Genomic DNA, 12,985 nt, shown 5'->3' with positions numbered 1-12,985 from the left:
GAACGCCCCATGAACAAGGTATTCGTGAGCCATCCGCGCCGGATGCTCGACCACTACTTCGGCGCGCGCGCCACCGCCGCACTGCGCGCCATCGCCGAGGTCCGCTTCAACCAGGAAGATCGCGAACTGAGCACCGCCGAGCTGGCGGCCGCCGCGCACGACGCCGACGTGATCATCGGCTACCGGCAGACGCCCGCGCCGCGCGCGCTGTTCGAGGCGCTGCCAGAGCTGGTCGCGTTCCTGCGCTGCGCCGTGGACATCCGCACCATCGACGTGGCCGCCGCCAGCGAGCACGGCGTGCTGATCACGCAGGCCAGCGCCGGGTTCGTGGCGTCGGTCAGCGAATGGGTGATCGGCGCGATGCTCGACCTCGCGCGCGACACCAGCGCCTACGCGCTCGCCTATCGCGCCGGCCAGGCCCCCGTGCCGCGCATGGGGCGCGAGCTGCGCGGCGCCACGCTCGGCGTGATCGGCTACGGGCAGATCTCGCGCTACCTGTGCGGCCTCGCGCTGGCGTTCGGGATGCGCGTGATCGTGTTCGATCCGTTCGCCGACGTGACCGACCTGCGGCTGCATCAGGTCGATCGCGACACGCTGTTCGGCGAGGCCGATTTCGTGGTGTGCCTCGCGCCGGCCAACGCCGACACCGCGAACCTCATGAACGCGCAGGCGTTCGCCGCCATGAAGCCCGACGCGTTCTTCATCAATGCCGCGCGCGGCGAGCTGGTGGACGACGCCGCGCTGCTCGACGCGCTCGAACGCGGCCATCTGGCCGGCTGCGCGCTCGACGTGGGCCGCGCGGCGGACCAGATGCCGTCGGCGGCGCTCGCCGCGCACCCGCGCGTGATCGCCACGCCACACGTGGGCGGCCTGACGCCCGGCGCGATCGAGCATCAATCGCTCGAAACCGTGACGCAAACCCGGGCGCTGTTCGACGGCCGCCTGCCCGACGGCGCCGTGAACGCCGCGCACGCAAGCCGCTTCGCGCAGCGGGTTGCCGCCCGATCCGCCACCCGATTCGACCTGCCGGAGCAAACCCGATGACCGCACCGCAAGCGGGCCGCCTCGACGGCGCCTGCGATTGCCATATCCATGTGTACGAAGCCGGCTACGCGCTCGCGCCGAGCGCGACGTTCACGCCGCCGCCCGCGCCCGCCTCCGCCTACCGCGAGGTGCAGCAGGCGCTCGGTTTCTCGCGCGTGATCGTGGTGCAGCCCACCGGCTATGGCTTCGACAACCGCTGCACGCTCGACGCGATCGCGCAGCTCGGCAGCGGCGCGCGCGGCGTGGCCGTGGTGCCGGAAAACATCGACGAGACGGAACTGCAACGGCTGCACGCAGGCGGCATGCGTGGCGTGCGCTTCATGATGCTGCCCGGCGGCCTGCAGGGCTGGGATGCGCTCGACGCGCTGGCCGCGCGCATCGCCCCGCTCGGCTGGAACGTCAACCTGCAATTCGACGGCCGCACGCTGCCCGAGCGCGAAGCGCAACTCCTGGCCTTGCCGGCGCGGCTCGTGATCGATCATCTGGGGAAATTTCTCGGGCCGGTGACGCGCGACGGCCAGGCGTTCGCCGCGCTGTGCCGGCTGCTCGATGCGGGGCGCTGCTGGGTGAAGCTGTCGGCGCCGTACGAAAGCTCGCGCAGCGGGCCGCCCGCCTACGACGACGTGGCCTGGATCGCCCGCGAACTCGCCGCGCGCTACCCGGAGCGCTGCCTGTGGGCCTCGAACTGGCCGCATCCGAACGTGAAGCCCACGCCCGACACGGCCCGGCTGCTCGATTGGGCGCTCGATTGTCTCGGCCCAGAAACGACACGCCGCCGGATTCTCGTCGAGAACCCGGCGGCGCTGTACGGCTTCGCGGCGGACTGACGCCGCCGCAAGAGGCGAGAGGAGTGGGCTGCGCTCAGTCCGACTGACGCCCCGCCACCCACGGGTAGATCACGCCCGCGATCGCCGCGCCGATCAGCGGTGCGACCCAGAACAGCCAGAGCTGCCCGATCGCCTCGCCGCCGACGAACAGCGCCGGGCCGGTCGAGCGAGCCGGGTTGACCGAGGTGTTGGTCACCGGGATCGAGATCAGGTGGATCAGCGTCAGGCACAGGCCGATCGCGATCGGCGCGAAGCCGGCCGGCGCGCGCTTGTCGGTCGCGCCGAGGATCACGAACAGGAACATGCCCGTCATCACCACCTCGCAGACGAACGCCGCCGCCAGCGAGTAATGGCCCGGCGAGCGCTCGCCATAGCCGTTGGTGGCGAAGCCGCTGCCCACCACGTCGAAGCCGGGCTTGCCGGTGGCGATCAGGTACAGCACGAACGCGCCGAGCGTGGCGCCCACCACCTGCGCGATCACGTAGGGCAGCAGGTCGCGCGCCGGGAAGCGCCCCGCCACCGTCAAGCCGAGGCTGACCGCCGGATTCAGATGGCAGCCCGAGACATGCCCGATCGCGAACGCCATCGTCAGCACCGTCAGGCCGAACGCGAGCGCGACGCCCGCGAAACCGATGCCGAGCCCGGGAAACGCCGCCGCCAGCACGGCGCTGCCGCAGCCGCCGAGCACCAGCCAGAACGTGCCGAATACCTCGGCCGCGAGACGATTGGAAAGCTTCATTGAGATAACCCCTGATTTGAATCGACAATCTTTAAACAAAATCAAATACTGCGCCAATTCGATTTATCGAATTGGGCAGGATTATAGGGCTCTCGGAAAGGCAGAGCGTTAATGATTGTCAGGCGGAAGCGCCTTTTATATGCGCTGGATCACGCTTCTTTCACACGCGCGATGATTTGACATGGATTAACGTAATTCGATAAAACAATTTAATCAGATTTAACTTAATTTTACTTATTTGAATCTGATTGACCTGAATCGATTCGGCTGAATTCCACTCGATGCAATCGAATGCGATTGAATCGGGCCGCCTGCGCGCTTGCCGGGGCCAAGCATGCATTTGCCCGACGGAATGCTGTCGAACCGCTTCAGTTGTCATAATTTAACCGTATGGTTCACGCTCCTCGCCACTTCCTTGGAGCCTTGCAGTGTCCGTCTCGTTCTTCAGCCGCCCCCGCACGCACGCGTTCGCGTTCGCCGCCTCGATGTCGTTCCTGCTCGCCGCGTGCGGCGGCGACGATTCCACCGGCAACGCGCCGGCCGCCGTCGTCTCGCAAGTGCCGGCCGCCCCGGCCGATCAAGGCTTCACGGACAGCGCGCCGGCGCCCTCGGTGGCAGCGTTCGTGGACAACGCTTACACCAACCAACGCGGCGACGCGCGCTACGCCACCCTGAGCACCAATGCCGGCGTGCGTGTGCTGGCGGGCTTCCGCGACCTGTGGCAGCCGCTGACCGACATCGTCGATGCCGGCGTGAGCGCGCCCGCCGTGACGGGCTTCCCGGCCGTGGTCGCCTCCACCTGGACCGGCCTGCCAAACGACGGCACCGCCAACGGCACCGCGCTGAACGCCGCCGTGCTCAACGCCAACGTGCAATACGTGGTGACCGCCACCACCACGCGCACCGCCGCGCAGGCCGACGCCGCCTATTACGACGACCGCCGCGGCAAGGGCTACAGCGTGACCGACGGCATGGGGCCGCTGACCTCGCTCTGGCGCACCGCCGCGCAGCAGACCACCACCATCACCACGATTCCGGCCGACGCCACCACCGTCGCCTACAACGACGGCGGCAACAACACCGGCGTGGGCGGCACCGCCAACGCCGGCTTCGGCGGCGTGGTCGATTTCATCAACACGATGGGCAACAACGCGTCGACCGAGCCGGCCAAGCGCTTCTACAAGTACGAACGGCCGTTCCGCTGGAGCAGCAGCGTGGCGGTCGTGCCCGCGCTGGTGCCGGCCGAGAGCACCACGCCCGCCACCGATGGCGGCTTCCCGAGCGGCCACTCCGCCGAAGCGATGCGCGATGCCGTGGCAATGGCCTACGTGCTGCCCGAGCGCTTCCAGGAGATGCTGAGCCGCGGCCTCGAACTCGGCGAGAACCGCATCCTGGCCGGCATGCATTCGCCGCTCGACGTGATCGGCGGCCGGATTCTCGGCGAGGCCTCGGTGGCCGCCAACCTGGCCGACGCCGCCAATGCCACGCTGAAGGCCACCGCCGTGACGCAGGCGCACACCGCCCTGTACGCCGCCACCAACACCACGTCGGCCGGCTTCCTGGCGCTCGCGCACTCCGGCACCACCGCCACCGACCGCTTCGCCGACTACGCCACCAACAAGGCGAACTACTTGCGCCGCCTGACGTTCGGCTTCGCCCCGATCGCCTCCACCGCGAGCCCTGCCGTCGTGCCCAAGGGCGCCGAGGCGCTGCTGGAAACGCGCCTGCCGTACCTGAGCGCCGACCAGCGCCGCGTGGTACTGAAGACCACCGCGCTCGCGTCCGGCTACCCGGTGCTCGACGACGCCGAAGGCTGGGGCCGCCTGAACCTGTTCTCCGCCGCCGACGGCTACGGCCAGTTCAACGGCAACGTCGCGATTTCGATGGACGCCAGCCAGGGCGGCTTCCAGGCCGCCGACACCTGGCGCAACGACATCGGCGGCACCGGCCGGCTGAACTTCGCCGGCACCGGCAAGCTGACGCTGGCCGGCAAGAACAGCTACAGCGGCGGCACGCTGGTTGCCGGCGGCACGCTCGCGGCCGGCTCGGCGAACGCGTTCGGCAACGGCGACGTGTATGTGAGCGGCGGCACCGTGGCAATCGCCGCCGCCGCGCGCGCCAGCATCGCGGGCAAGTACACGCAGTTGAAGGGCGGCACGCTCGAAATCGATCGCGGCGCCGGCGATGCCGGCCGCGTTGCCGTGACGGGCGCGGTGTCGATCGTCGGCGGCACGCTGCATGTGGCGTTCGCGCCGGGGTTCGCGCCGAAGGTGGGGGATACCGTCGCGTTGCTCGATTGCAGCCAGTTGGCCGGGCGCTTCGATTCCGTGGTGGTGGACGGGTTCAAGGCGACGGCGGTTTACGGGAATACGGGCGTGCAGGTCCGGATCGACGGGTAAGGCTTTTTACGTGACGCGATGCGCGGCGGGTCGAGGCCGCGCATCGCGTATCGAGCCTTCCGAAAAACAAAAAGCGCGCCCCGGTAACGCCCGGCGCGCGCCCTGCTTCCGCAACCCGACCGGCAGCGCTACGAACGACTGTCGGCCGCATCCGATCTCACTCCGGCACCCCTTCGACGATCGAAATGTGCGCCTCGCTGACCCCGTCCCGCGCCCGCTTCGCCTTCGCCGCCTGATACTCCGGCGAGTGATAGCACGCCAGCGCGGTCGCCATATCCGCGAAGCGGATCACCACATGCCGCTTGTAATCCGCGCCTTCGAGCACCTGTGCCTCGCCGCCGCGTGCAAGAAACACCGCGCCGTATTGCTTGAGCGCTTCGGGCGCCAGCTCCGTATAGCCCTTGTATTGTTCGGGGTCCAGAACGTTCACGTGGGCAATCCAGTACGCACTCATTTATTCACCTTTTCGTTTGCCAAAGCCTTCTGCGCGATACCGGCCGCTTCGCGGATATGTTCGGCCACCGCTTCCTTCGCCGCCGCCGCATCGCGCTGCCTGAAGATCGCCAGACAGATCTTCTCGATGCGCTGATAGCCGGTGCGGCTGCGTTCCGTCGATTTCATCGTCATCGCGCGCAGCCGGTTGATCCGGCCGTTCAGGCGCTGCACGACCTCCCACGCCACGCTGTGGCCGGCCACCGAGAAGATCTTCTCGTACAGCTTCGACGACACGCTGATGATCAGGTTGACGTCGTCGCCATCGAAGGCGCGCTTGAAATCGGCCAGCGCGGCCTCGATCTCGGCGGCCGTTTCGGGCGTCAGGTTCGCGGTGCAATCGGCCACCGCGCTCTGCTCCAGCAGCAGGCGGATCTCGTAGATCTGCGCGGCCACGTCCCAGGTCAGCGTCGCGACCGTCGGGCCTTTGCCCGACACCGTCTCCACCAGCCCTTCCGCTTCCAGGTAGCGAATCACTTCCCGCACCACCGACCGGCTCACGCCCATTTCTTCGCACAACGACCGTTCGATCAACCGCGTGCCGCCCGGGAAGTAGCCGCTGATGATCGCGTTGCGCAGCTTCTCGTGCGACAGCTCCCGCAACGTCACCGGTGGATTTTCAATAGTCAGATTCATGGATCTTCAATTTTGGTCAGTCGCGGGAACGGGTGCGTTCCGGCGGTTGGCGACGGCACATCGGCCCGGCCGGCTCGCGATGGCCATCGCGATGTCAACCGCCGCCGCATGCTCGCCGGGCAAGCGAAGAACGGCGTGCCACCGCTGCAGGCGGCCCCTCGGATGGCGGCCATTATACGGCCACCAATACGGGCACGAACGCGGCCACGACTTGCGCCGAAGCCTTGCCCACCTTAGCGCGGCACGCCTCGCCGCCATCGCCTCCCCGCCCTCGGAACCACTCCCGTCGACTCGATTCAGGGTTAACTCTTATGGAGTACCGTAAGATGGTATACCACAATGAATCACGCTATCAATGCCCGAAAGGAAATGCCCATGAGCCTCATCCGCAAGTCGATCCTGCACGTCGAGAACGTGTTCGTGGACGGCGCGAAAGCCGCCGCGCAACCGCTGAAAATGATCGGCGCCGTCGCCGTGATCAAGAACCCGTGGGCCGGCCGCGGCTATGTGGACAACCTCTCGCCGGAAATCCGCGAGCTGGCGCCGCAACTGAGTGCGCACCTGACGAAGCTGATCATCGACGAAGCCGGTTCGGGCGAAGCGATCGAAGCGTTCGGCAAGGCTGCGATCGTCGGCCTCGATGGCGAGCTGGAGCACGCCTCGGCGCTGATCCACACGCTGCACTTCGGCAACACGTATCGCCACGCGGTCGGCGCGAAGTCGTACCTCGCGTTCAACAACACACGCGGCCCGGCGAACGCCCCGCTGCTGATCCCGATGATGGACAAGAACGACGAAGGCCGTCGTTCGCACTACTTGACGCTGCAATTCGCGATTCCCGACGCACCGGCCGCGGACGAACTGGTCATCGCCATCGGCGGCGCGACCGGCGGCCGGCCGCATCACCGCATTGGCGATCGCTATCAAGACCTCGCAGAGCTCGGAAATGACGTCAAGAACCCTGCAGCTGTCAAGTAAGCGCGTCGCGCACTACCTCGAGCAAGGCGCCGGCGAGCCGCTGGTGCTGATTCACGGCGTGGGCATGCAGGCGCACGCGTGGTATCCGCAGATCGAAGCGCTGGCGCCCGAGTTCCATGTGATCTCGGTCGACATGCCGGGCCACGGCCACAGCGATCCGCTCGACGCCGGCGCGGGGCTGCAGCAGTTCGTGGCCTGGGCGATCGAGTTCATCGAGGCGCTGGCGCTCGGCCCGGTGAACCTGGCCGGCCATTCGATGGGCTCGCTGATCGCCGCCGGCGTGGCCGCCACGCGGCCCGACCTGGTCAAACGCGTGGCAGTCCTGAACGGTGTGTACCGGCGTACCGAAGCGGCCCGCGAAGCGGTGCTGCAACGCGCCGCCGAGCTGCGCTCCGGCACGATCGACGTGGACACGCCGCTGCGCCGCTGGTTCAACAGCGAGGAAGCGCAGCAAGTGGCGGCAAGCAAGGTGGCGTCGTGGCTGCAATCGGTCAGCCTGCCCGGCTACGCCACGGCCTATACGGCCTTCGCGAGCGGCGACGCGGTATATGCGGACCGCTGGCCCGCCATCGCGTGCCCGGCGCTGGTGCTGACCGGCTCGGACGATCCGAACTCCACCGCGACGATGGCGCAACAGATGGCCGAAGCCGCGCAGAACGGCCGGGCCGTCGTGATCGAGAACGAGCGCCACATGGTGAACCTGACAGCGCCCGAACGCGTCAACCGCGCCCTGCGCGACTGGCTGCAGACCACCACGCAAGCCGGCGCGCCGGCCGCGGCGCAGGCATAACCCCCAAGAAATCGGAAGTGTGACATGAGCCAAGAGACAGCCCAGATCAACACGCGAGAGCTTCGCGACGCGTTCGGCGCCTTCATGACGGGCGTGACGATCGTCACCACCACCCGCGACGAAGACGGCAAGCCGCTCGGCTTCACCGCGAACTCGTTTTCGTCGGTGTCGCTCGACCCGGCGCTGCTGCTGGTCAGCATCGCCAAAACCTCCAGCAACTACGCCAGCTTTTCGACCGTCAAGCACTTCGCGATCAACATCCTCGCGGAAGGCCAGAAGGATCTGTCGAACACCTTCGCGCGCCCCAGCGAGGATCGTTTCGCCAACGTCGCCTGGCGCATGAGCGAGCGCCGCAACCCGCTGATCGACGACGTCAGCGCCTGGTTCGACTGCACCGTGCACGCGGTGATCGACGCGGGCGACCACGCGCTGCTGGTGGGCAAGGTGGAAGCATTCCACTCGGCAGGCTACGCGGGTCTCGGCTACTATCGCGGCGGCTATTTCACGCCGGCCAAGGTGTCGACCGAAGTGATCGCGGGCCCGAAGGTGATCGTCAGCGCGATCATCGCCCGCGAAAACAAGGTACTCCTGACCAAAACAGCAGACGAAAAATGGGGGCTGCCGTCGAAGGAAATCGGCAAGGAAGGCGCGGACAAGGCGCTCGTCGAGCTGTTCGACCAGTACCAGCCCGGTGCGTCGGCCAACTTCATCTACTCGGCGTACAACAACACCGAGACGCACTATCAGTACATTTCGTTCCTGTGCAGCGTGCCGGAGGATACCGCCTCCGCGGGCGAGTTCGTCAGCCTCGACGAGCTCGGCGCCGACGATTTTCAGGACCGCGCGCTGGCCAGCATGCTCGAGCGCTATCGTAAGGAAAGCCAATTGAAAAGTTACGGCATGTACTTCGGCGACCATAGCAACGGCACCGTTCGCCCGCTTCATTCTTGAAAGGTCACATCATGCGTTTTTCGCTTTTCGTTCACATGGAGCGCGTCTCCGACGGTACCAGCCAGAAGCAGCTTTACGACGAGATGGTCGAGCTGTGCAAGATTGCAGATCGCGGCGGCATGCACGCCGTCTGGACCGGCGAGCACCACGGCATGGATTTCACGATCGCGCCGAACCCGTTCCTGAACCTGGCCGACCTGGCCAACAAGCTGCCGAACGTGCGGCTCGGCACCGGCACGGTGGTCGCGCCGTTCTGGCACCCGATCAAGCTGGCCGGCGAAGCGGCGATGACCGACATCATCACCAACGGCCGCCTCGAACTCGGCATTGCGCGCGGCGCCTACGCGTTCGAATACGAGCGCCTCTCGCCCGGCCTCGACGCCTGGCACGCGGGCCAGAAGATGCGCGAGCTGATTCCGGCCGTGAAGAAGCTCTGGGAAGGCGATTACGCGCACCAGGGCGAGTTCTGGTCGTTCCCCGCCACCACCTCGTCGCCGCTGCCGCTGCAGCAGCCGCATCCGCCGATCTGGGTGGCCGCGCGCGATCCGAACAGCCACGAATTCGCCGTGTCCAACGGCTGCAACGTGCAGGTCACGCCGCTGCACATGGGCGACGAGGAAGTGGAAAAGCTGGTGGGCCACTTCAACGCCGCCTGCGAGAAGTTCAGCAACGTGCCGCGCCCGCAGATCATGCTGCTGCGCCACACCTACGTGGCCAGCGGCGAGGACGATGCGCAACTGGCCGCCGACGAGATCAACACGTTCTACAACTACTTCGGCGCGTGGTTCAAGAACGAGCGCCCGATCAGCCGCGGCATGATCAAGCCGCTGAGCCCGGACGAAATCGCGGCTCACCCGTTCTACACGCCCGAGGCGATGCGCAGGAACAATGTGATCGGTACACCTGAAGAAGTGATCGCGCGCCTGAAGGCCTACGCGGCGCTCGGTTTCGACGAATACTCCTTCTGGATCGATACCGGCATGAGCTTCGAGCGCAAGAAGGCCTCGCTCGAACGGATGATCCGCGACGTGATGCCGGCTTTTCAGTGAGGTCCTGATTCCATGAACGGCGATTTTCAGCTGTATATCGACGGGCAGTTCGAAGCCGGCGCGGCGACGTTCGGCAGCGTCAACCCGGCCACCGGCCAAGTGTGGGCGCAGATGCCCGAAGCCCGCACCGAGCAGGTCGAGCGCGCCGTGGAAGCCGCCAGCCGCGCGCTGTCGGATGCCGCGTGGGCCGGCCTGACGGCCTCGGCGCGCGGCAAGGTGCTGCATCGGCTGGCCGATCTGGTCGAGAAGGCCGCGCCGCGGCTGGCGGAAATCGAGACCACCGATACCGGCAAGATCATCCGCGAAACCGCCAGCCAGATCGCGTACGTGGCGGAGTACTACCGCTACTACGCGGGCCTGGCCGACAAGCTCGAAGGCGCAACCATCCCGGTGGACAAGCCCGACATGCAGGTCTGGCTCGAACGCCAGCCGGTGGGCGTGGTGGCCGCGATCGTGCCCTGGAACAGCCAGTTGTTCCTGTCGGCGGTCAAGGTCGGCCCGGCGCTGGCCGCCGGTTGCACGGTAGTCCTGAAGGCTTCCGAGGAAGCGCCCGGCCCGCTGCTCGAATTCGCGCGGCTGGTGCACGAGGCCGGCTTCCCGGCCGGCGTGGTCAACGTGATCACCGGCTTCGGCCCGGAATGCGGCGCGGTGTTGAGCAGCCACCCGAAGGTGGCCAAGGTCGCCTTCACCGGCGGCCCGGAAACCGCCCGGCATATCGTCTCGAACACCGCGAACAATCTGGCCAGGGTGTCGCTGGAACTGGGCGGCAAATCGCCGTTCGTCGTGTTCGCCGACACCGACCTCCAGAGCGCGGTGAACGCCCAGGTGGCGGCGATCTTCGCGGCAAGCGGCCAGAGCTGCGTGGCCGGCTCGCGGCTGCTGGTGGAAGCCTCGGTCAAGGAACGCTTCCTCGCCATGCTGATCGAGCGGGTCGGCCGAATTCGAATCGGCTCGCCGAACGAGATGACCACCGAATACGGCCCGCTCTGCACCGAGCGCCAGCGCCGCCACATCGAAACCGTGGTGGCCGAATCCGTGCGTCAAGGGGCCAAGGTGCTGACCGGCGGCCATGCGCTCGATCGCGATGGCTACTTCTACGCGCCCACTCTCCTCGATTGCACGGGCGTCGATCGTCCGGACTGCATAACGAAAGAGCTGTTCGGGCCGGTGTTGTCGGTTGATACGTTCAGCACCGAGGCCGAGGCGATCGAGAAGGCGAACAGCACGGCCTACGGCCTCGCGGCGGGCATCTTCACGAGCAACCTGACGCGTGCGCATCGTGTTTCGAAGCGGATCCGCTCGGGCATCGTCTGGATCAACACCTATCGCGCGGTGTCGCCGCTCGCGCCGTTCGGCGGCTTCGGCCTGTCCGGCCACGGCCGCGAAGGCGGCCTGAGCGCGGCGCTCGAATACACCACGACGCGCACCGTCTGGTTGCGCACCTCGGACGAGCCGATCAGCGACCCGTTCGTGATGCGCTGAGTGCGGGCGGCCCGGGGGCCGCCACTTCGCTCACCCGCTGTACGCCGTAGCGGTGGCCCCTCGCCTCGCGCATCCCGCGCGCGGCACGGTGCTGCCTGCCCATGAAGCTGGAGATGGAGACACCATGAAAAACTCGGAGAACGACAACAGCGTTCTTGCCATAGAAAGCAATTCGATCGAGTACGTCGCGCCGGAGAACCGGCACGGCAAACCCGGAGACCTCTTCACCCTGTGGTTCTGCACCAATGTCGCGCCGCTGGCCGTGATCTCGGGCGCGACCTCCGTGCTGGTGTTCCATCTCGATCTCGTCAGCGCGATTCTCGCGATCGCCGCGGGGCAATTTTTCGGCGCGCTGTTCCATGCGCTGACCTCGGCGCAAGGCCCGCTGGTCGGCGTGCCGCAGATGATCCAGAGCCGCGCGCAGTTCGGCCGATACGGCTCGCTGCTGGTGGTGGGCTTCACCACGCTGATCTACCTGGGCTTCTTCGTTTCCAACATCATCCTGGCCGGCAAGACGCTGCACACCGCGGCGCCAGAGATTCCGGTGCAGGTGGGCACGGTGCTCGGCGCGGCGCTGGCCACGCTGGTCGGCGTGATCGGCTACAACTTCATCCACCGATTCAACAAGATCGGCGCGTGGTTCATGGGCGCGGCGCTGGTGGTGGGCATCGCGATGATCGTGCCGGGGCTCGATGCCGGCGTGCTGCATCGCGGGAAGTTCGAGATCGGCAACTGGTTCGCGATGTTCGGGCTGTGCGCCGTATGGCAGATCAGCTTTGCGCCTTATACCTCGGACTACTCACGATACATGCCGCTTACGGCAGGCTTCGGCAAGACCTTCGCCTGCACGTTCCTCGGCACCTCGCTCGGCACCATCTTCGCGTTCATCTTCGGCGTGCTGGCCGTCAGCGCCGGCAACGGCGCCACCGATGCGATGGAAGCGGTGCGTTCGCAAACGGGCGTGTTCGGTTACGTGCTGATCGTGCTGTTCCTGATCAACATCATCGGCCACAACGGCATGAACCTGTACGGCGCGGTGCTCTCGATGATCACCGCCGCGCAGACCTTCCGCCCGAACTGGGTGCCGGGCCGGCAGGTGCGCGTGATCGTCTCGGCGGTGCTGCTGATCGCCTCGACCGTCACCGCGTTGTGGGCGTCGAAGAACTTCATCGGCATCTTCCTCACGGCGATCTTCGCGATGCGGATCGTGCTGGCACCGTGGGTGGCGATCAACCTGGTGGATTTCTACCTGATCAGCGGCAAGCATTATCAGGTCAACGAAATCATCAGCAGCAACGGCGGCACGTACGGTGCGTTCAACACGAAGGCCGTGGGCATCTACCTGCTGGGTATCGCGGTGCAGGTGCCGTTCTTCGAGGAAAGCTTCTTCCGCGGCCCGTGGGCCGGCATCATGGGCGGCGCAGACATCTCGTGGATGGTCGGGCTGGTGGCGACGGCGGTGGTGTATTACGTGCTGGCGTCGAAGCGCAAGGGCGTGAGTGCCTCGCGGAACGCGGCGGTGGGGGTGCACGCGTCGGAGTGAGGGGTGCCCTTCCCTGTTGTCCGCATGCAAAAAAGCCGGCTTTCGAGCCGGCTTT

The 12,985-nt window shown here is 66.7% G+C and carries 12 protein-coding genes; 9 read left to right on the top strand and 3 right to left on the bottom strand.

Annotated features, from left to right (window positions below; genetic code table 11):
• The first annotated feature begins 9 nt into the window (after positions 1-9).
• Positions 10-1,044, top strand: coding sequence for an NAD(P)-dependent oxidoreductase (locus tag AB4850_RS04995; protein ID WP_414441493.1), 1,035 nt, complete (start codon positions 10-12; stop codon positions 1,042-1,044).
• Positions 1,041-1,871 (top strand): amidohydrolase family protein, encoded by an 831-nt coding sequence (locus AB4850_RS04990; RefSeq protein WP_414441492.1) that lies wholly within the window; start codon positions 1,041-1,043, stop codon positions 1,869-1,871. The genes AB4850_RS04995 and AB4850_RS04990 overlap by 4 nt, the downstream gene beginning before the upstream one ends.
• A 34-nt stretch (positions 1,872-1,905) precedes the next feature.
• Here the strand turns inward: AB4850_RS04990 and aqpZ are convergent, their stop codons facing one another.
• Positions 1,906-2,610, bottom strand: a complete 705-nt coding sequence (aqpZ, locus tag AB4850_RS04985; protein ID WP_414441491.1) for an aquaporin Z — start codon at positions 2,608-2,610, stop codon at positions 1,906-1,908.
• Positions 2,611-3,095: 485 nt separating this feature from the next.
• On the opposite strand from aqpZ, the gene AB4850_RS04980 reads away from it, so the two are divergent.
• Positions 3,096-5,009, top strand: a complete 1,914-nt coding sequence (locus AB4850_RS04980) for a phosphatase PAP2 family protein (protein WP_414441968.1) — start codon at positions 3,096-3,098, stop codon at positions 5,007-5,009.
• A 157-nt stretch (positions 5,010-5,166) separates the two neighbouring features.
• Here the strand turns inward: AB4850_RS04980 and AB4850_RS04975 are convergent, their stop codons facing one another.
• Both AB4850_RS04975 and AB4850_RS04970 read right to left on the bottom strand, forming a co-directional pair.
• Positions 5,167-5,463: a DUF1330 domain-containing protein gene (locus AB4850_RS04975; protein WP_414441490.1), complete on the bottom strand. Its 297-nt coding sequence runs from the start codon at positions 5,461-5,463 to the stop codon at positions 5,167-5,169.
• Positions 5,460-6,137, bottom strand: coding sequence for a GntR family transcriptional regulator (locus AB4850_RS04970; protein ID WP_414441489.1), 678 nt, complete (start codon positions 6,135-6,137; stop codon positions 5,460-5,462). Before AB4850_RS04970 ends, AB4850_RS04975 begins: the two co-directional genes overlap by 4 nt.
• A gap of 375 nt (positions 6,138-6,512) precedes the next feature.
• Between AB4850_RS04970 and AB4850_RS04965 the strand changes: the two genes are divergently transcribed.
• The 6 genes from AB4850_RS04965 (at position 6,513) to AB4850_RS04940 (ending at position 12,930) form a co-directional block, all read left to right on the top strand.
• The gene (locus AB4850_RS04965) at positions 6,513-7,115 is read left to right on the top strand and encodes an amino acid synthesis family protein (RefSeq protein ID WP_414441488.1); all 603 of its coding nucleotides are present in this window, start codon (positions 6,513-6,515) and stop codon (positions 7,113-7,115) included.
• Positions 7,084-7,905: an alpha/beta fold hydrolase gene (locus AB4850_RS04960; protein ID WP_414441487.1), complete on the top strand. Its 822-nt coding sequence runs from the start codon at positions 7,084-7,086 to the stop codon at positions 7,903-7,905. Before AB4850_RS04965 ends, AB4850_RS04960 begins: the two co-directional genes overlap by 32 nt.
• Before the next feature lie 24 nt (positions 7,906-7,929).
• Positions 7,930-8,856, top strand: coding sequence for a flavin reductase (locus AB4850_RS04955; protein WP_414441486.1), 927 nt, complete (start codon positions 7,930-7,932; stop codon positions 8,854-8,856).
• 11 nt (positions 8,857-8,867) lie between these two features.
• Positions 8,868-9,905: an LLM class flavin-dependent oxidoreductase gene (locus tag AB4850_RS04950; protein WP_414441485.1), complete on the top strand. Its 1,038-nt coding sequence runs from the start codon at positions 8,868-8,870 to the stop codon at positions 9,903-9,905.
• A 12-nt stretch (positions 9,906-9,917) separates the two neighbouring features.
• Positions 9,918-11,387 carry an aldehyde dehydrogenase gene (locus AB4850_RS04945; RefSeq protein WP_414441484.1) on the top strand — a complete coding sequence of 490 codons (1,470 nt, stop codon included), beginning with the start codon at positions 9,918-9,920 and terminating at the stop codon, positions 11,385-11,387.
• 124 nt (positions 11,388-11,511) lie between these two features.
• On the top strand, positions 11,512-12,930 hold the full coding sequence (locus tag AB4850_RS04940; RefSeq protein WP_414441483.1) for a purine-cytosine permease family protein: 1,419 nt from the start codon (positions 11,512-11,514) through the stop codon (positions 12,928-12,930).
• Positions 12,931-12,985 lie beyond the last annotated feature (55 nt).

The sequence above is a fragment of the Burkholderia sp. 22PA0106 genome (genome assembly GCF_047497155.1).
Lineage (GTDB): Bacteria > Pseudomonadota > Gammaproteobacteria > Burkholderiales > Burkholderiaceae > Burkholderia.
Note: the sequence above shows the minus strand (reverse complement) of the source record. Positions and strands in the feature narration are given on the sequence as shown.

What these genes read in the sequence shown, in the direction of transcription:
- AB4850_RS04995 (WP_414441493.1), top strand. Translation starts at nt 10, where the DNA reads ATGAACAAGGTATTCGTGAGCCATCCGCGCCGGATGCTCGACCACTAC.
- AB4850_RS04990 (WP_414441492.1), top strand. Translation starts at nt 1,041, where the DNA reads ATGACCGCACCGCAAGCGGGCCGCCTCGACGGCGCCTGCGATTGCCAT.
- aqpZ (WP_414441491.1), bottom strand. Translation starts at nt 2,610, where the DNA reads ATGAAGCTTTCCAATCGTCTCGCGGCCGAGGTATTCGGCACGTTCTGG.
- AB4850_RS04980 (WP_414441968.1), top strand. Translation starts at nt 3,096, where the DNA reads ATGTCGTTCCTGCTCGCCGCGTGCGGCGGCGACGATTCCACCGGCAAC.
- AB4850_RS04975 (WP_414441490.1), bottom strand. Translation starts at nt 5,463, where the DNA reads ATGAGTGCGTACTGGATTGCCCACGTGAACGTTCTGGACCCCGAACAA.
- AB4850_RS04970 (WP_414441489.1), bottom strand. Translation starts at nt 6,137, where the DNA reads ATGAATCTGACTATTGAAAATCCACCGGTGACGTTGCGGGAGCTGTCG.
- AB4850_RS04965 (WP_414441488.1), top strand. Translation starts at nt 6,513, where the DNA reads ATGAGCCTCATCCGCAAGTCGATCCTGCACGTCGAGAACGTGTTCGTG.
- AB4850_RS04960 (WP_414441487.1), top strand. Translation starts at nt 7,084, where the DNA reads ATGACGTCAAGAACCCTGCAGCTGTCAAGTAAGCGCGTCGCGCACTAC.
- AB4850_RS04955 (WP_414441486.1), top strand. Translation starts at nt 7,930, where the DNA reads ATGAGCCAAGAGACAGCCCAGATCAACACGCGAGAGCTTCGCGACGCG.
- AB4850_RS04950 (WP_414441485.1), top strand. Translation starts at nt 8,868, where the DNA reads ATGCGTTTTTCGCTTTTCGTTCACATGGAGCGCGTCTCCGACGGTACC.
- AB4850_RS04945 (WP_414441484.1), top strand. Translation starts at nt 9,918, where the DNA reads ATGAACGGCGATTTTCAGCTGTATATCGACGGGCAGTTCGAAGCCGGC.
- AB4850_RS04940 (WP_414441483.1), top strand. Translation starts at nt 11,512, where the DNA reads ATGAAAAACTCGGAGAACGACAACAGCGTTCTTGCCATAGAAAGCAAT.